At 38.0% G+C, this 18,770-nt stretch carries 17 protein-coding genes and 1 pseudogene; 7 read left to right on the top strand and 11 right to left on the bottom strand.

Translation table 11 applies throughout. From position 1 onward, the window contains the following. Positions 1-68 precede the first annotated feature (68 nt). Complete coding sequence (gene purH / locus AC0L3W_RS11480; RefSeq protein WP_409438839.1) at positions 69-1,661, top strand: bifunctional phosphoribosylaminoimidazolecarboxamide formyltransferase/IMP cyclohydrolase; 1,593 nt, start codon at positions 69-71, stop codon at positions 1,659-1,661. Between the two features lie 266 nt (positions 1,662-1,927). After that, positions 1,928-3,214, top strand: coding sequence for a phosphoribosylamine--glycine ligase (gene purD, locus AC0L3W_RS11475; protein ID WP_290039441.1), 1,287 nt, complete (start codon positions 1,928-1,930; stop codon positions 3,212-3,214). 289 nt (positions 3,215-3,503) lie between these two features. Here purD and AC0L3W_RS11470 read toward each other — a convergent pair. The 6 genes and pseudogenes from AC0L3W_RS11470 to prmA all read right to left on the bottom strand — a co-directional run. Then, positions 3,504-4,247, bottom strand: a pseudogene (locus AC0L3W_RS11470) (alpha/beta hydrolase family protein); the annotation flags it as partial. A 225-nt stretch (positions 4,248-4,472) separates the two neighbouring features. Further along, a complete protein-coding gene (locus AC0L3W_RS11465; RefSeq protein ID WP_113820039.1) occupies positions 4,473-4,748 on the bottom strand; it encodes an HU family DNA-binding protein in 276 nt (91 codons plus the stop codon). Positions 4,749-4,917: 169 nt separating this feature from the next. Then, positions 4,918-5,496: a YjaG family protein gene (locus tag AC0L3W_RS11460; protein ID WP_290039439.1), complete on the bottom strand. Its 579-nt coding sequence runs from the start codon at positions 5,494-5,496 to the stop codon at positions 4,918-4,920. A gap of 255 nt (positions 5,497-5,751) precedes the next feature. After that, positions 5,752-6,051, bottom strand: coding sequence for a DNA-binding transcriptional regulator Fis (fis, locus tag AC0L3W_RS11455; RefSeq protein ID WP_113820037.1), 300 nt, complete (start codon positions 6,049-6,051; stop codon positions 5,752-5,754). An 18-nt stretch (positions 6,052-6,069) separates the two neighbouring features. Beyond that, a complete protein-coding gene (gene dusB, locus AC0L3W_RS11450) occupies positions 6,070-7,032 on the bottom strand; it encodes a tRNA dihydrouridine synthase DusB (RefSeq protein WP_290039438.1) in 963 nt (320 codons plus the stop codon). Between the two features lie 126 nt (positions 7,033-7,158). Then, on the bottom strand, positions 7,159-8,043 hold the full coding sequence (prmA, locus tag AC0L3W_RS11445) for a 50S ribosomal protein L11 methyltransferase (RefSeq protein WP_290039437.1): 885 nt from the start codon (positions 8,041-8,043) through the stop codon (positions 7,159-7,161). 386 nt (positions 8,044-8,429) lie between these two features. On the opposite strand from prmA, the gene AC0L3W_RS11440 reads away from it, so the two are divergent. Further along, positions 8,430-9,068, top strand: coding sequence for a response regulator (locus AC0L3W_RS11440; protein WP_290039436.1), 639 nt, complete (start codon positions 8,430-8,432; stop codon positions 9,066-9,068). Positions 9,069-9,114: 46 nt separating this feature from the next. Here the strand turns inward: AC0L3W_RS11440 and AC0L3W_RS11435 are convergent, their stop codons facing one another. The 3 genes from AC0L3W_RS11435 to acs form a co-directional block, all read right to left on the bottom strand. After that, positions 9,115-10,782 carry a hybrid sensor histidine kinase/response regulator gene (locus AC0L3W_RS11435; protein ID WP_409438840.1) on the bottom strand — a complete coding sequence of 556 codons (1,668 nt, stop codon included), beginning with the start codon at positions 10,780-10,782 and terminating at the stop codon, positions 9,115-9,117. 388 nt (positions 10,783-11,170) lie between these two features. Then, positions 11,171-11,614 (bottom strand): type II 3-dehydroquinate dehydratase, encoded by a 444-nt coding sequence (gene aroQ / locus AC0L3W_RS11430; RefSeq protein ID WP_290039434.1) that lies wholly within the window; start codon positions 11,612-11,614, stop codon positions 11,171-11,173. Between the two features lie 153 nt (positions 11,615-11,767). Further along, complete coding sequence (acs, locus tag AC0L3W_RS11425) at positions 11,768-13,717, bottom strand: acetate--CoA ligase (protein WP_409438841.1); 1,950 nt, start codon at positions 13,715-13,717, stop codon at positions 11,768-11,770. A 333-nt stretch (positions 13,718-14,050) separates the two neighbouring features. Between acs and AC0L3W_RS11420 the strand changes: the two genes are divergently transcribed. From AC0L3W_RS11420 to AC0L3W_RS11405, 4 genes are all read left to right on the top strand, one after another. Further along, positions 14,051-15,421, top strand: coding sequence for a hypothetical protein (locus tag AC0L3W_RS11420; RefSeq protein ID WP_409438842.1), 1,371 nt, complete (start codon positions 14,051-14,053; stop codon positions 15,419-15,421). Further along, positions 15,421-16,080 carry a type IV pilus modification PilV family protein gene (locus tag AC0L3W_RS11415; RefSeq protein WP_290039431.1) on the top strand — a complete coding sequence of 220 codons (660 nt, stop codon included), beginning with the start codon at positions 15,421-15,423 and terminating at the stop codon, positions 16,078-16,080. Before AC0L3W_RS11420 ends, AC0L3W_RS11415 begins: the two co-directional genes overlap by 1 nt. Before the next feature lie 147 nt (positions 16,081-16,227). Beyond that, positions 16,228-16,728 (top strand): DinB family protein, encoded by a 501-nt coding sequence (locus AC0L3W_RS11410; protein WP_290039430.1) that lies wholly within the window; start codon positions 16,228-16,230, stop codon positions 16,726-16,728. Positions 16,729-16,731: 3 nt separating this feature from the next. Continuing rightward, positions 16,732-17,469, top strand: coding sequence for an NRDE family protein (locus AC0L3W_RS11405; RefSeq protein ID WP_409438843.1), 738 nt, complete (start codon positions 16,732-16,734; stop codon positions 17,467-17,469). Positions 17,470-17,512: 43 nt separating this feature from the next. On the opposite strand, the gene AC0L3W_RS11400 is transcribed toward AC0L3W_RS11405, so the two are convergent. Together AC0L3W_RS11400 and AC0L3W_RS11395 are read right to left on the bottom strand one after the other, a co-directional pair. Then, complete coding sequence (locus AC0L3W_RS11400) at positions 17,513-17,737, bottom strand: SlyX family protein (protein WP_290039428.1); 225 nt, start codon at positions 17,735-17,737, stop codon at positions 17,513-17,515. Between the two features lie 8 nt (positions 17,738-17,745). Further along, positions 17,746-18,732, bottom strand: a complete 987-nt coding sequence (locus AC0L3W_RS11395; protein WP_409438844.1) for a WD40 repeat domain-containing protein — start codon at positions 18,730-18,732, stop codon at positions 17,746-17,748. Positions 18,733-18,770 lie beyond the last annotated feature (38 nt).

Raw genomic sequence — 18,770 nt, 5'->3', positions numbered from 1 at the left:
CTTTTTGGAAAAGCCAATCAATTGAATGTTTCACCGATGAAAACATTAACCGAGGAATGTGAAAGATAATGGAAAATAGCCGAACAATTAAACGAGCACTGATCAGTGTTTCTGATAAAACTGGTATTGTAGAGTTTGCACGTGAATTAGCTGACAAAGGGGTTGATATTCTATCAACGGGCGGCACATGTAAATTACTTGCAGAAAATAACATTAAAGTGACGGAAGTTTCTGATTACACTGGTTTTCCAGAAATGATGGACGGTCGTGTAAAAACTTTACATCCTAAAATTCATGGTGGCATTCTTGCTCGTCGCGGTATCGATGAAGATATTATGGCAAGCAATGATATTCAAGCAATTGATATGGTAGTGGTTAATTTATACCCATTTGCTGCAACTGTTGCAAACCCAGATTGTAAGTTAGAAGATGCTATCGAAAACATCGATATCGGCGGACCAACTATGGTACGTGCTGCTGCAAAAAATCATAAAGATGTTGCTATTGTTGTAAACGCTTCTGACTACGGTTGCATTCTGTCTGAAATGAATGAAAATGATGGAAGTTTAGTTTACAAAACACGCTTTGATTTAGCGATTGCTGCTTATGAGCATACAGCTCAATATGACGGCATGATTGCAAACTACTTTGGTACTATGGTGCCAACTTACGGTGAGAACAATGAAGGCGATGAGGAATCTAAATTCCCACGTACTTTCAATGCTCAATTCCAGAAAAAACAAGATATGCGCTATGGTGAAAACTCACACCAAGCAGCAGCTTTCTATGTTGAAAACAATATTCAAGAAGCATCAGTTTCAACGGCAACACAATTACAAGGTAAAGCATTATCTTACAATAACATTGCTGATACTGATGCAGCATTAGAATGTGTTAAAGAATTCTCTGAGCCAGCTTGTGTGATCGTTAAACATGCAAATCCATGTGGTGTTGCAGTGGCTGGTACTATTCTTGATGCTTACGAAGGCGCATACAAAACAGACCCAACTTCAGCATTCGGCGGGATCATCGCCTTTAACCGCGAGTTAGATGCAGTTACGGCAGAAGCAATTACTTCTCGCCAATTTGTTGAAGTGATCATCGCCCCTTCTGTTAGTAAAGAAGCTGCAAAAATCGTAGCTACGAAAAAGAACTTACGTCTATTAGAGTGTGGTGAATGGGCGACGAAAACTACAGAGTTTGACATTAAACGTGTTAACGGCGGTTTATTAGTACAAGATCGTGACCAAGGTATGGTAGGGCTAGACGACCTGAAAGTGGTGTCTAAACGTCAACCTACAGAATCAGAAATGAGCGATTTACTGTTTAGCTGGAAAGTGGCTAAATTTGTAAAATCAAACGCCATTGTTTATGTTAAGAACAGCACAACAGTCGGTGTTGGTGCAGGCCAAATGAGCCGTGTTTACAGTGCTAAAATTGCAGGTATTAAAGCAGCAGATGAAAATCTAGTTGTGGAAGGTTCTGTTATGGCCTCTGATGCATTCTTCCCATTCCGTGACGGTATTGATGCCGCTGCTGAAGCGGGTATTAGCTGTGTGATTCAACCAGGTGGCTCAATGCGTGACGATGAAGTTATCGCGGCTGCTGATGAACATAACATGGCGATGGTATTCACAGGAATGCGTCACTTCCGTCATTAATTGATTTTTTGTGTCGTGCTTTAGCTCGAACTCGGCGCTTTTGCCTTGACTTCAAACTAAATCACTTAGCAAAAATACAATGAAATGAATTAGTTAATGAGGTGGCTATTTGTCACCTTTTTATCCAAATGATGTAAGCGGTTCAGAGCCAGAGTTATTTCAAGTTAGTTTGACAATAAAGCACGGAGTTTAGCACGCTAAATGAGTACTTTTGACGAGAAAATAGCGCTGAAATAACAACGATCTGCACTGTGTGAGGATGTAATATGAATGTACTGATTATTGGTAATGGTGGTCGTGAGCATGCATTAGCATGGAAAGCGGCACAAAACCCTGAAGTTAAGAATGTCTTTGTTGCACCTGGTAATGCGGGTAGTGCACTAGAAGATAAAGTGTCTAACGTTAATATCGGTGTTGAAGATATCGATGCTTTAGTCACTTTTGCTAAAGAAAACAATGTTGAACTGACGATTGTTGGCCCTGAAGCACCCTTAGTGATTGGTGTAGTTGATGCCTTCCGTGAAGCAAAACTAGCTTGTTTTGGACCTACTAAAGGCGCTGCACAGCTAGAAGGTTCTAAAGCCTTTACTAAAGACTTTTTAGCGCGTCATGATATCCCAACTGCATGGTACGAGAATTTCACTGAAATTGAACCTGCTTTGGCTTATGTACGTGAAAAAGGCGCTCCAATTGTAATTAAAGCCGATGGTCTTGCTGCTGGTAAGGGCGTGATCGTTGCGATGACATTACAAGAAGCCGAAGATGCTATTCAAGATATGTTAGCGGGTAATGCATTTGGTGAAGCTGGCCATCGTGTTGTGATTGAAGAGTTCTTAGATGGTGAAGAAGCTTCATTTATTGTAATGGTAGATGGTGAAAACATTGTGCCAATGGCTACTAGCCAAGATCATAAACGTGTTGGTGATGGGGATACTGGGCCAAATACTGGTGGTATGGGCGCTTATTCTCCTGCACCAGTAGTAACGCAAGAAATGCATGACCGTATTATGGACTTAGTGATTCGCCCTACAGTGCAAGGTATGGCTGCTGAAGGTAATACTTACACAGGCTTCTTATACGCGGGTCTTATGATCATGGCTGATGGCACACCTAAAGTGATTGAATACAATTGTCGTTTTGGTGATCCAGAAACTCAACCTATTATGCTACGCATGAAGTCTGACATAGTTACTTTGTGTTTAGCAGGTGTTAATGGTGAGCTTGATGGTATGGTTGCAGAGTTTGATACTCGTGCTGCAATTGGCGTTGTATTAGCTGCAGGCGGTTACCCAGCTGATTATACTAAAGGCCATGTTATTTCTGGTATTCCAAGCGCAAGTGAAGGTCTTAAGGTGTTCCATGCCGGTACTGCAGAAAAAGATGGCCAGGTAGTGACTAGCGGCGGTCGTGTACTTTGCGCAACTGCACTCGGAAACACTGTCACAGAAGCTCAACAGAAGGCTTATGAGCTAACTAAGCAAATTAGTTGGGATGGTATGTTCCATCGTAACGATATTGCTTACCGTGCGATTGCACGTGAGAATGAGCAATAATACCTCAGTTAAGTACTGATCGTAAAAAGCCCCCGACACCTTATATGTATAAGGTGTCGGGGGCTTTTTTGTTGCTATAAACAAGTTATACCAATCATTCTCATTAACTGATCTATTTCACTTGTTAAAATAACTTATTTCTTCGATATAAATATCGTAAATGAAACAGTTATTTACGATATTTATGCCTCAAACTAAATCATTTTTCCTGTGCTAATTTTAGAACACTTATTTAATATAATTGGTATTAATTTTTTATAACTTAAGACGCGATACGAATCGGCGTTAATACGTATCGGTTTGCCCATGCTGCGATCACATCTGCAGCGTATTCAGCATCTTCTTTTCTGGTTAACAAATGATCGGCTTTATCTAAACTGACGAAACTTTTAGGGTGTAATGCCGCTTGATAGATTTTTTCCGCTTCTTTAATGCTAACTGTATTATCGATAGGAGAATGCATGACTAATAGGGCACGTTTTAGTTTACTAATATGGCTGTTGCCGTAACTATTAATATCATCTAAAAACTGTTTTTGTATGGTGAAGTCACGACCCGCTAAGTTAACTTTTGCAGCGCCTTTGGTATTGATCTCATCAATATGGTCAGAGAAGTTATGTGCAACGTGTGCAGCATCTGAAGGAGCACCAATGGTTACTACCGCTACAGTTTCAGCTAATTTATTCGCAACGCCTAATACGGCTGCGCCACCTAAGCTATGACCGATTAATAGTTTAGGTGCATTATACTCTTTACGTAAGAAATCAGCTGCAGCTACTAAATCGCGTACATTAGATGAAAAGTTAGTATTCGAAAAATCCCCAGCACTGCTACCTAGCCCAGTAAAATCAAAACGGAAAACAGCAATCCCTTTTGCTGTTAATGCTTTACTGATACGAGATGCCGCTGCGACATCTTTACTGCAGGTAAAACAGTGAGCAAATAGCGCGTAAAATTTAATGTCAGATGTTGGTGTTTCTAAAACACCGCTAAGCATGTTACTTCCATTAGTAAATTCTACCTTTTGGCGCATGCTGGACTCCTTATGAGTAATAAATTATGTTGATAAATAGAAACGCCTATTAGATCACATTTTTAGTAAAATTAACATGAATATTGACATTATTTAACATTTTTGAAACAAAAAGGTGGGGAGAAAAAATACGAGAGGAGTATATATAAAAAAACCCTCTAAGAAGAGGGTTTAATATAATTAAACATTAACAATAGGTCATAGTCTCTATGACACAAATAATGATTATTTGTTTACAGATTCTTTAAGCGCCTTACCAGCAACAAAAGCAGGAACGTTAGCTGCTTTAATTTCAATGTCTGCACCAGTTTGTGGGTTACGACCTGTACGTGCTGCACGGTGATTTACTTTGAATGTACCAAAGCCGATTAGTTGAACTGGTTCGCCATCTTTTAGACTGTCAGTTACACTAGCTAAAATTTGTTCTAAAGCTGCTTTAGCTTGTACTTTAGTTAGGTCTGCTTTTTCTGCGATGTCTGCTACAAGTTGAGTTTTGTTCATTATTTGACTTCCGTTAGTATAAAAATATGCGTAAGAATTTAAACACTTATTTAATGTATTGCATTCATTCCTTGCAAGTAAAGCATAATCACTTTAAAAATGAAGAAAGTAGCAATTTATTTACCTTAATGTGTTAAAAATCACAAAATTATAATGATTTCGCGTGATTCTACAGCGTTGAGATACCAATGCTAGTACTTTCCAACGCATTGATATGGACTCTTATTGATTTAATAAGTTCAGGGCTGCGTTCATTTTCTAACATATTAAGTAAAGTCTCTTGTAGAGCTAATTGCTCAATAAATAACGGCTCTTGTAATAATTCTTCTTCATCAATTTCTTGGTCTGTCTGTAATTCAATGAAACTAGCGATAGTTGCAAAACTGGTTTGGCTTGCATTAAGCGCTTCTTCTTTTGATTTAGTGGTAAAAGAATTGAAGATACATTGCGTAATGACACAATAATCTACCGCTGGATAAACACCATAAAAATCATAATCACTGCTTTCCGGAATAATAGCATCAAAGTTTTCTTCTTGAATAGTGAAGTTAATTTTGGCGCCTTTTACGGTCATTTTTTCCCAAAACAATTGTAAAATATTTTCTGCAATAGCTGCATTTTCACTGTCAATAGCTTGGCTAAACATGGTGAAATGAGTGATATTTTGCTCTGCTAAAGCCATGCAAAACACGCTTTGTTGCCAAGCCTGTAGGTTAGTCAGGCGGTCATTAATGGAAAGCGATAACATAATCGTCCTATTGATACTTTCAAAATAAGTTAAGATTATAGGCAAATCACCATTCTGTCTTTATATATTTGATTCTTTTATGGGAACAGATAATGTATTCATTTAGGAAAGGGGATATTTCTTGGTAAAGTTATACCAACTCCGTTAATCAAATGAGTAGATAATTAGCGGTATTGCCATTAGATTGTTTAGCGGGTTTCAGGCATAAAAAAAGCGACCATTAAGATCGCTTTTTTAGATTAAAATAAGTGAGGGTTAGCCCATGCCGTATTTTTTAAGCTTCTTGCGTAACGTACCGCGGTTAATACCTAGCATAGTTGCTGCACGAGTTTGATTACCACGAGTGTATTGCATGATGATATCTAACATTGGCGCTTCAACTTCTGCCAATACTAATTCATATAATTCAGTCGTATCTTGACCGTTCAATTTTGCCACGTAACCTGAAACAGCTTGACGTACTGAGTCACGTAATGGACGTTGAGTTATTTGCCCTGTAGCAGGAATATTAGTTGTTGTAGTCAGTGCTTCTTGAGAAATATTTTGTTCAAACATGGGTGTTAACTCTTTTAATTACAATTGATTTAAATAAGTTTCTAACGCAATAAGCTGCTCGGTGGCGTTGTCTATTGCATTAAATTTTCGCTTAAAATAACCTAACCTGTCTTGCTCTTTTAAATACCACCCGACGTGCTTCCTAGCGATTCGAGGCCCCATTACATCACCATAAAAAACATGCAAAGCTTGCACATGATTTATGAGTATTTCTGTAACGTCCATTTGCGCTAAACGTTGAGCATGTTGCCCGGTGTTTAGATAGTGGTTAATTTCATTGAATATCCAAGGTGCACCTTGTGCGCCTCGTCCAATCATAATGGCATCTGCCCCTGTATGGTCCAGCACATATTTAGCTTTCTCTACAGAGGTAATGTCACCATTTGCAATCACAGGGATTGTTATACTTTCTTTAATCGTTTTTATAGTGTCGTATTCAGCCTCGCCTTTAAAAAGGCACTGGCGTGTACGACCGTGCACTGATAGTGCTTGGATACCTGCTTTTTCAGCGATCTGTGCAATCTCTAATCCATTTCTATTTTCTGGATCCCAACCAGTGCGAATTTTCAAAGTCACAGGCACATCGACAGCATCAACAACACTTTCTAAAATAGCTCTCACTAATTCAGGGTGTGGTAATAATGCTGAGCCTGCTTTTTTCTTATTCACTTTTTTAGCTGGGCAACCCATATTAATATCAACGATCTGAGCACCTTGCTGAACGGTTAACTGTGCAGCGTTAGCCATCGCTAGTGGTTCAGAACCAGCAATTTGTACAGAGCGAATACCTGATTCGTCATGGTAGTCCATTCGTAACTTAGATTTAGTGCTATTCCAAACACGAGGATTGGATGACAACATTTCCGATACGGCTAATCCAGCACCTTGCTTTCGGCAAAGCTCTCTGAAAGGGCGATCAGTGACGCCAGCCATCGGGGCTAAAATAAGATTATTGTCTAATTGATACTGTCCAATGCGCATATTCTAAGCGTTCTCTAAGTTAAGGCGGCGTAGTCTACGCATTTTTTCACCCAGAATAAAGGTTAATTATTAACCATTTTGAAATTATTTTGCTTGCAAATTGAGCAACACTTTGTTCTCAGTAATTTAAGCGTGCTTTATCCCCGATAAACGGGCCCATTCTTCTTTGATTTCAGCTGCATCCATATCGAACCATTGACCGTAAACGGACAATAATTCCTCTGCTTGTTGCTCTAAAATTCCAGATAATGCTAATTTACCCTGTGGTTTTACTAAACACTCAATATTATTTGATAGTTCACGTAATGGACCAGCAAGAATATTCGCTACCACAACATCTGCAGTGATCCCTTCAGGGGCATCTTCTGGTAAATATAGCTCTAGTTGGTCTGATACTTGGTTACGCTGGGCGTTATCACGACTTGCGGTAATTGCTTGTGGGTCGATATCGATCCCAATAACTCTTTTAGCGCCTAACTTTAATGCTGCAATAGCTAAAATTCCTGATCCACAACCGAAATCGATAACCACTTTATCTTTTAAGTCTTGTGCATCTAACCAAGCTAGACATAAAGCTGTAGTTGGGTGAGTGCCGGTCCCAAAAGCAAGTCCTGGGTCTAACATAACGTTAACCGCATTTTCATCAGGAACTGGCTTCCAGCTAGGGCAAATCCATAAACGCTGACCAAATTGCATTGGGTGGAAATTATCCATCCATTCACGTACCCAGTCTTTATCTTCAAGTTGTTCTATTTTAAACGCAAAGTCATCAGCTAATAAATCGCTGGCTTTTAATAAAGCGACTACAGGTAACATATCTGTTTCTGCGTCATATAGGCCTGTTACGTCTGTATCTCCCCATAAACGAGTTTCACCGGGCATAGGTTCAAAAATAGGTGTGTCTTGGGAGTCTGTAAACGTTGCAGATAGGGCTCCGTTATCCATTAATAGTTCACCAATTGCTTCTGCATTTGTGTTGCTTGCATTTAATTTAAGCTGAATCCAAGGCATGATTTTCTCTTTTTTGATTACGGTAGATAGATAGGGTGCAAGAATACAGGGAATTAGTTGATTAATATAGCGCTAGCAATGGATTTGAGTATCACTGGAATAGACAACTGATGTTCAATAGTTGTCATCTTGATGTAATGAAATGGATGTAAAAAAATTTATATTTACCTATTCTAAGGTATCTTTCCTCAGTACTTTTATAGGTATAATAATATGCTTAGATATTGAAATTTATAGTGTTTTAGAACGCAATTTTATAGAAAATGGTATTTTGTTGACCTCTTTTTAAGTTTTAATGTGTTTAAAGACAGTATACTAATTAACTCCTGAATGAGGACGAGTGATTTCATTGGAAATAGTGGGTTTCAGAAAGGAAAGGTGTTTCAATGAATAAAATAGTGATTATTGATGATCACCAGCTTTTTTTATATGGTCTAAAATTAACCTTAGAAAATGAAGGCAATACGGTGATGACTTTTGACAGCCCAATTCAAGCGCTGCCAGAAATAAAACAGATTCAACCTGATTTGATTCTGATGGATCTCTATATGCCCGATATGAGTGGCTTAGCGTTAATAGAAGCACTAACGAAGCAAGAAGTTGTCTCTCCAGTAGTGGTATTATCTGCCTGTGAAGACTACCAAGATGTTTATTACGCCTTACAAAAAGGTGCAGCAGGTTTTATCCCTAAGTCTTACTCTCCAGACGCTATGCTAGATGCTTTACAAAGTGTTTTTGCTGGTGATATTTTTGTACCTGAAAATGTTGCTTTAGAAATTCAAGAGATCGCTGAGTTAGAAGAAAGAAATAAAGAAATCTTCCACTTATCAGAAAGACAGCTACAAATTCTTAAACTGATTCATGAAGGAAGAAAAAACAGAGAAATTGCGGATATTCTATGTATTTCGCAGGATACAGTTAAATTTCATCAAAAAGGCCTATATACAGCTTTAGATGTCTCTGGGTCATCAAGTCGTATACAAGCCGTCGATAAAGCATTGAAGCTTGGTTTAATAAAGGTCTAATCAAATTTCAAGCTGCCTAATACTTGGATAGATTGCTCTATATTTTTTAGTTTAATAACTGTTTCAATAAAAATCTCAATGATGCTGGTTTAACCGGTTTATTTAGAATTTTGTAATTAATTATTTTTCCTGTGTCCTGAACTTCTTTTAATTTCCCTGGGTCAGCTTCACCTGTTAATAAAATGGCTGGGATATTATCTTTCTTTTTTATTTCTTTAATCATATCTAACCCTGTTTTATGGTTAGGAAAGCGATAATCAGTGATGATTAAGTCGTAACGGTTGGCGTAATATTTTTGTAAACCAGCTTCTGCTGTTTCTTCGCTGTCAACAATGTATCCCCAGTTTTCAAGCAACATACTTAACGCATTTAAAATGCCTTGGTCGTCATCAACTAATAATATTTTATAGTGTGTAGAGATGTTGGAAAATTTATTAAGATTAATATGTTTGGTAACATGCTCTGCTGTTTCTAACATGACACTAAAACGACTACCATGCTGGTTAGTAACAGCCTCTATTTTTGTGCTACACAATAAGGCTTTTCGTTGTGCTACCGCTAAGCCTAAACCGACTCCTTTGGTTTTATTGTGTAATAGGTTTTCTGCTAATGCGACTTCATCAAATAAGCTTTCAAAGAGGGTAGTTTCAATTTGACAGCCTTGGTTCCAAACCTGCAGTAATGCTTTATTTTTGTAATGTCGAACGCTAAGTAATACTTTTGAGCCTGGTGTTTGTTTGCCATGGATGAGGGCGTTACTCAGTAATACTTCGACTATCTCCGTTAATAATCTTTTATCACTTTTAACGGTTAATTCAGATAAACGGCTAGTTAATTTTATTCCCGATGATGATGCTTGATGTTGGTATTTCTTAATCGAAGGTAATAGTGCAGATGCTAAACTAAACTCATTTATTTTAGGCGTGATCGTACCGCTATCAAGGCGTGCCAAATCCAATAAACTTGCCATCCATCTATCCAAGTCTTCTGAAGCCAGCTTAATATTTTTAGCTAGTTTTTCTTGCGCAGTTCCAGCCAATTTATTCTCTAATAAATGACCATATAAAGACAAGCTGCTTAAAGGTTGTCTAATATCATGCACAATACGTTTCAAATAGCGCGCACTTTGTTGGCTCAATAAGTTGGTGCTTTCTTGTTTCACTTCTGTAATGGTTTGTTGATCGTTATGAGTTCGGTGTGGGGTAAAGATAGTCAGGTATGACAAGCTTATTAAAAAAGTGCTATTAAATAAAAATACTAATGTACTGGTTTCTCCTAGCAGTGAAGAGAATACGTAACAAAGTGCTAAAAATAGATTATTAAATATGAGCTGTGCTTTACTGTATGCAAAAAGATAAGAATAAAAAAAGGGGAGTAATAAAACTAAGTATAAAAAACTATTTTGATAAGTTTGCTCTTGAAAGTGGCTATTAATAGAGACAAAAAGCGTAATGGAAAAACAGATTATTGGCATAAGAAAATGAGTTAATGTCTCTTTTTTCTTCACTAGGCCAAATAACGCTACGATAGAGAATAATAATATCGAAACAGGGAAATGATATGTGCTGATAAAGATAGGTGATGAATTTAAAGCACTATAACTTTGTACTGAGCCGATCAGAAAAAAGAAAATAAATGAAATCATGATCACAATATTAAAATGACGTAATGACTGCCACCTTGTTTGATGTATATCGGAAGTATCTTGGTGCATTACACTCTCTATTTTAACTATTTGTTGAAATTAACTTATTGGTATACCGAGGTTTGATTAGATTTCCAAGTAATGGATCTTTAATCTGAGGTATGAGCGAGTTAACGGAATAAATATAGTATAAACGGAAGGCAAAAAAAAAGCCTAACAAAGTTAGGCTCGCCTGTAATATGTCTTTTTATTACAAATCGAATAAAAAATCCATTTAGTCGGCATCAAAGTGGGTGTACTACTATGCCTCAATTCCTTAAGACAACTATACAATGCCTCAAGCCTCTTCAGAAAGTAACTACCCGAACGGGTAGTTTTTAACATTCTTGAAATTAAATGACTTTTTTTAAGTTTGTAATACGAATTTTATAGTTTTTTTTGCTCATTTTGCTAAAAATTACTGACCTTTAGACAGGCAAAATCGTGATGCGCTTTGTAAAGCAAACGAGTAACCTTGTGCACCCATCCCACATATTACTGCACATGCAATATCTGAAAGGTAAGAGTGATGTCTAAATTTTTCACGTTTATGGATATTAGATAAATGTACTTCTACGAAGGGAATAGCGACACCTAATAAAGCATCTCTTATTGCTACGCTAGTATGAGTAAATGCAGCAGGATTGATAATAATAAAGTCTATTTCACCTGCACTTTCATGAATCTTTTCAATGAGTTCATATTCACGATTTGATTGTAAGTGTGACAGCGTTATATTTAACGGTTTTGCTTCTGCATGTAGGCCTTCAATAATATCGTTGAGTGTTTGGCTACCATAAACTTCTGGTTCACGTTTGCCTAATAAATTGAGATTTGGGCCATTTAATACTAATACCTTCACTACTTACTCCTTTGTCTTTACCTAATAAAAAAACACCTCGATAACGGGTAGGTTATCGAGGAGTTTATCGGTAAAGTGTCTTGTTGGCTATCAGTAAGCTCTGCTCTAAATAAGAATAGAGTCAGTACAAAGTTTAACTTCTCATTGCTATATTTATTGGATCTCTTGATTTTCTTTAATCAATTGCTCCACGACACTTGGATCTGCTAACGTTGATGTATCTCCAAGCTGATCGCTTTCACCTGTGGCTATTTTACGTAAAATTCGACGCATAATTTTACCTGAACGTGTTTTAGGTAATCCTTCAGCCCAATGTAAAATGTCAGGGGTTGCGATAGCACCGATCTCTTTACGAACCCATTGTTTTACTTCTGCGTACAGTTCTGGAGAAGAGTACTCTCCTGAATTTAGTGTAACGTAGGCATAAATGCCTTGACCTTTGATCTCATGGGGAACACCTACAACAGCTGCTTCTGCTATTTTAGGGTGCGATACCAATGCACTTTCTATTTCTGCCGTTCCCATTCTGTGCCCTGAAACATTTAATACATCATCCACGCGACCTGTGATCCAATAGTAACCATCTTCATCTCGACGAGCACCATCGCCAGTGAAATACATATTGTCGAAGGTTGAAAAGTAAGTTTGTTCAAAGCGATCATGATTACCATAAAGTGTGCGCATTTGGCCTGGCCAGCTATCTAGCATCACCAAGTTACCTTCTACAGCCCCTTCTAAAATATTCCCTTCATTATCTACAAGAGCTGGTTTAACACCAAAGAATGGTCGTGTTGCCGATCCTGGTTTTAGGTCTGTTGCGCCTGGCAATGGGGTAATTAAGATACCGCCTGTTTCTGTCTGCCACCAAGTATCAACAATAGGACAACGTTTATCGCCTATTTTGTCGTAATACCATTGCCAAGCTTCAGGGTTAATCGGCTCACCAACTGAGCCAAGTATGCGTAATGAGCTGCGTTTGGTACCAGCAATTGCTTCATCACCTTTTGCCATTAATGCGCGAATTGCGGTCGGTGCAGTATAGAGTAATGTGACGTTATGCTTATCTACTACTTCACTCATTCGTGCTGTAGTAGGGTAGTTAGGAACACCTTCAAATAATAATGTTGTCGCGCCATTCGCTAATGGTCCATAGACTAAATAACTGTGGCCCGTTATCCACCCTACATCTGCAGTACACCAATAAATATCACCTTCTTGATAATCAAAGACATACTTAAAGGTCATTGCGGCATAAACAAGGTATCCGCCAGTGGTGTGCAGTACACCTTTAGGTGTGCCGGTAGAGCCAGAGGTATAGAGAATAAATAATGGATCTTCCGCATTCATTACTTCTGGTGTGCAATCTGCAGGTTGAGCGTCGGTTATCTCTGTCCAGTCAATATCTCGACCTGCTTGCCAATTAATATCTGCACCAGTGTTTTTTAAGACAATGACGTGTTCAACACAGTTTGTTCCATCGCGCATTAATGCTTCATCAACATTCCCCTTCAATGGAACCGTTCTGCCTCCACGGCGGCCTTCATCTGCAGTGATCACTAATTTTGCGTTGCTATCGATAATTCGACCTGCAATCGCATCCGGTGAAAAGCCACCAAAAACAATAGAGTGGACTGCACCAATACGAGTACAAGCTAACATCGCAACGGCTGCTTCTGGTGTCATAGGCATATATAGACAAACTACATCACCTTTTTTAATACCTAATGATTTTAATGCATTCGCGAATTGACATACTTGTGTGTACAGCATTTGAAAAGTGATATTAGCGTCTTGATCTGGTGTGTCGCCTTCCCAAATAAGTGCGATTTGATCTGCACGTGTTGCTAAATGACGGTCAATACAGTTAACAGAAACGTTTAATTCGCCATCTTCAAACCATTTGATATTAACTTGGCCTGGTGCGTATGAGGTGTTTTTTACTTTTGTGTAAGGGGTAATCCAATCTAAAATTTTCCCTTTTTCATTCCAAAACTTTTCAGGATCTTCGATTGATTCAGCATAACCAGATAGGTACTGATCGTTCGTTAATAAGCTTTTCTTGGCTGCTTCAGATGAAACTGGGTAAACATTATTTTCGCTCATTGCTCGCTCCGTTATTACGTAAAATTCATTACTTAAAAGGTTAATGCTTTTTAATCATTTATCACTTGATTCTAAATGACAGATAAAATCGTTATTGTGAGATAGGCCTATGTTGTTAAATAAATGTTAATACTCATTGAGTTAGCTGTAGATTTGAGATCAATATCAAGAAAAAAGTAAACCAAACATCAAATATTTTTTACTTTATCACTCGTATATTATGCTTTTGTGGCTACGCTTAATGAACACCACAGAAGAGCATAAAACGTCATTGGGTATTGGAGAAAGCGTTAGTCTCTTTAGTGTGGGATGCAAAAGCACTGGAGAGAAGTTATGGACAACAAACACCGTGGCTTTGCGGTATTAACTATTGTGATGGTATTAAGCATTGCAAGTATCGCCTACACCACCAATATGGCTTATTTACAACTCATGGATAATAAAGTACTGAGTAATTACTATACTAATAGTGAGGCCTTTATTAACGCAGAGTCAGGTATTAATTTGGTATTGAACAAATTAACTTCCCCCATCAATGCGCATGAAATGTTAAGCCAATTACCCTTCACTTATTCTACTCCTGATCACCTTTCGTTAACTTATGAAGTGAGCGTAACCAGCCTAACCAATAATAAATTAGCAATTTCATCAACGGGTTATTCTAGTGATAAATCTGCGCTTAGAATTATATCTTTAGAAGTCTATTATGATGTCGATTTTGACCTCCCCAATGCTCCCTTGCTCAGTAATGGCCGTTTGAGTCTCAATTCAACAGATACGATTAATGATGGATGTGAAGGTGTCCCCCCTGATGAGTGTTTATCTCCGGGTAATATTGCCGATAATATTGTTACTAGTCAGCCGGATGTGAGTTTAAATGAGCAAAACCTTGCTTTATGCCCTGATAATAAAGGTGTGGAAGAGCAGGCGGTTTATGGTGAATTAGTTGATGTAGAGGGGGCATCGCGCATACAAGAGGTTAAACAACAACAATGGGGAAATGCGGCATCGTTTAGTAATGCTATCTTCGATCAAATTTCTCCAATTGACGACATCAAAAACAGTCGCTCATTATTCGAGAGTACTTTTGCTGTTACTTGGGCAGATGCAAAACAACATTTTATTGAATCTGAGCAGGTCGCTTACATTGATATGCGTTATGGCAATGCCATGGATTGTTCGCATCAGTTATCACAGTTAGAAGAGACCATTTCTATTATTTATATCGAAGGGGACTGTCAAATCAGCCCGTTAGATGTTGCCTCTAGTCCATTGTCAGGAGAGCAGCATTTTACAGTCGGAAGTACCGAGTCTCCTAAAATGGTGTTTATGGAAGGAGGTACATTTATAGCCCCTCAAGATACACAAAGCACTGTGATTGGTATGTTGTACCTGTTACCTGATAGTGAAACGCTTATAGATAGCAGTGATCACCTTTTATCCCAAGATGGTTTACAACAAAGTAGCCAACAACTTAATCAACAACAGGCAGTGAACCTTTCAGGTATAACAGTAAATGGAGCGTTATTAAGTGAATACAGTTGCTCTTATACTCAATCATTAGAAGGAGGCAATAGGCTGACATCTGATGATTTGTCCGTGCGTTATGATAAACAAGTATTGAAAACCTTGTATCAAAAAATCGCGGTGCTCCCTTCGGCAAGTCATTATCAATTAGTCGCAGGTACATGGAGGGATTTTTAATGGTCAAAGACATACAGGGCTTCACTTTTGTGGAGATATTAGTGTCACTAATTATTGTCAGTTTAACCGCATTGAATATGAGTGGTTTACAAATAAAAATTTCGCAGCAACAAAATAACAATATTGCACATGCGTCAGCTATTTCATTAGCAACTAGTAAATTAGAAGCTCTATTAAGTGCAAATACCCCTAATGACATACTGGCTCTACACAATAAAATAGAAACTGATATACAATTGTCCAATACAATATTCTCTATTGAATGGGAAATTACTAATGTATCCAGCGATTTTAATGCGAATAATCAATTTAAAGAAATTAATTTGCATATATCTTGGTCTAATTATTTAGGGGAAGTTCAGCGGGTTGTTTATACACAACAAATTAATCTGATGACGGTGATATCAGAACAATTCGAACAACAAGTTGAAGCGCTATTTCCGACCATTGTAACGCCTAGCGTTGCAATCAGTGAAATGCTTTATTTTGACCCTAATAAAGAATATCAAGCAGGTGACTTTGTTATTTATAACAGTCATGTATATAAAGCGAATGGACTTTATTCTAATAACAGTAAACCACCTATTAACAGCACTGATGCAAAAATAGGGTGGGATAGTTATGGGCAAATAGATCAATTAAATTTATTCAATCATTAAATTTTTTGATAAAAGAAAGAATAGTGTAAATTCCTTCGATGTTATGACTTTGTGATAAATAAACAAGTGTGGCCATGTTACAATTGAACTATAAAGTACTCATTGTACTCTAACTTATATTATTTAATTTGAAGGAATGTTTGGCCAATGATAGAAAGCCAACTTGTCATACTACAACAAGCTAATACTTATTTAGCAGCAGTGACAGAAGCTCAGTATACAGAAATCATTTCTCCGATGTTTATGAGCTCTGCAGGCGCACATATGCGTCATATATTAGACCATTACCAGTCTGTCATTAATGGCTTTTCAGACGGCTTAATCGATTACGACAAACGCAGTCGTGGTGGTGTTGTTGAAAGTTGCCCAAAAGCTGCACAAGCTGCAATCCAAGATATTGGTTTGTTTTTACAAAGCTTAACCCCGGAGCAACTTGCAACGAATGTTAAATTGTCTACTGAGATTTCGGTTGTCGATAAGCAAGTTGCTACTGTAGATACAACTCTTGCTCGAGAAGTTATTTTTGTGGGTAGCCATACAGTTCATCATTTAGCGACTATTAAACATATTGCACAAGTTCAAGAAGTCGATATTGAACGTGATTTAGGTATTGCTCCTGCAACGGCGACCTTTTTACGTGCAGGTTAGATAATGTGTACATTAACTTATCGATTATCTGAACAAGGTTATCAGTTATTTTTTAATAGAGATGAACAACGAGCTAGACCTCAAGCGATCGCTCCCATTGCTAATGATGCATTAAATGCTGTTTATCCAATTGACCCAACAGGTGGAGGTACTTGGATAGCAGTACATCAAAGTGGTGTTAGTTTAGCTCTGCTTAATTATTATCAAGCGCAAATTGATCCAAGCTTAAAAAACTTCACTAGCCGTGGCGTTATTATCCCTCGTTTATTAGAGAATGTTCGGCAGGTCCACCAACAGTTAATAACTATGGACTTGAGTTGTTTTCAAGCTTTCCAATTGTGTGTTTTTGATGGTGATTTATCATCAAACAAACAACATGGGGGAGCTCAACAGTATATATGGGATGGGAAGGTGCTAAGTCATTCACCGTTAACACTAGACTCCTCGCTTCCAGTAACCTCTTCAGGTGTGGATTTCGAGACAGTATCAGCTTACCGTAAAAAGCACTTCCTTAATGTTATTAATGTGCAAACGGCCAGTATCGATGATTATATTCAATACCACCAGCATCAAGGTGAATCTGGGAAGTGTTCGGTGAAAATGTTTCGTGATGATGCTAAAACAGTTAGCTTTACGCATATTGAAGTGAATCAAGGACGTGTACTAGGAGAAAAAGTAAAGTTAGATTACATTGATTACTTTACTGAGCAAGCTAATGAGCCTTTATCACTGACTTTTTGAAGGGGTTGTCAGTCAGTGATAATTGAGCGAGTTTTGGCAGTGTTTAGTAGTGAGGTGGTCGCATCTCTTCTTTTTCTGACGCCAGCTGATTAGGCTGACTTTCTTTTAGTTTTACTGCTAATAAGGCCACTTGTTCAATTAATTGCTGGGTACGGCGTTGCTGTTCAAATATCTCTTGGTTAAGTGTGTCGATATTGTCTTCTTGAAAAGCAACCTTCATTTCTAATTGTTCTATGCGTTCTTCTAATTCACTTTGTTTATTCGTCATGATGTCTCTTATAAAGGGCCTAATGGCCAAATTTCTAATAAGCCTGCGGAGCTTTCAGTCGCAATTTCTGAATCGCTCCATAATGAAGCAGAGTATACTACAGCTGTTTTAGGACGTGTCTCTTTTCTTGCGCTAACAGCCCATTCTTGTCGTTTAAGGCCTGTGTTTGTATCCCACAGGCTAACCGATTGGATAGCATTACCGGTTAACAAGTATTGCCCATCTTGGATAAAGCGTACCGTAGAGAAAATTGATTGGCGGGCTTTATAAATAAGTGTACTTTGTAACTTACCTGTTTGTAAATTCCAGATTTGAGACGCTTTTTGAGTATCTGCAATAAAAGCAAATCGCCCATCCTTCTCTAATCTTACCAAGCTAACTCGTTGATCAAACTCAAAGCGTTGTAACACTTGTGCCGTATCTGTATCCCATAAAAAGGCTTGGTGATCGTTACCACCGGATAAAACATAACGACCATTACTAGACATATCGAGACTATTCACTTTTTCTCGGTGTAATGGCGCTTCTAAGCGGCGTCCTGACCGTAAATTAATGTGAACTAACTTACCGTTAACCTGTCCATAAGCTACAACATTGCCGTTTTCTGATAGCTGAATATCGCGTATCGGGGAATCTGATACTTGGTAAAACCCTAGAGATTTTCCTGTTTTGGTATCCCATAACGCAAACTCATTTCGGCTAGCGGTTAAGGCAACACTATTATTCGCAGATAAACGCACAATAAAAACGTCATTCTCTTGATTTTGATGGTGATACCAGTTGAACAATAGTTTATTGTTTCGGTTGTCCCATAAACTGATACCATGGTGAATGGAAGATATAAGCGAATAATCTCCATTATCGGAGATTTCCGCACTGAAAGCTCCCTCTGCAGCATGCTCAAATTGCTGTAAAGGTTGTGGATATTGCTCACAAGCAGTTAAAAATAGGGTGCTTACGAGTAAAAGGGATTTAAAAGTATTAGCTAATTGCATGATTAAATTGTCTTTGTTGGTAAACAGCTATAAGGTTA

It is taken from the genome of Psychromonas sp. KJ10-5, from assembly GCF_055808325.1.
This window is presented reverse-complemented; position numbering and strand designations above follow the sequence as displayed.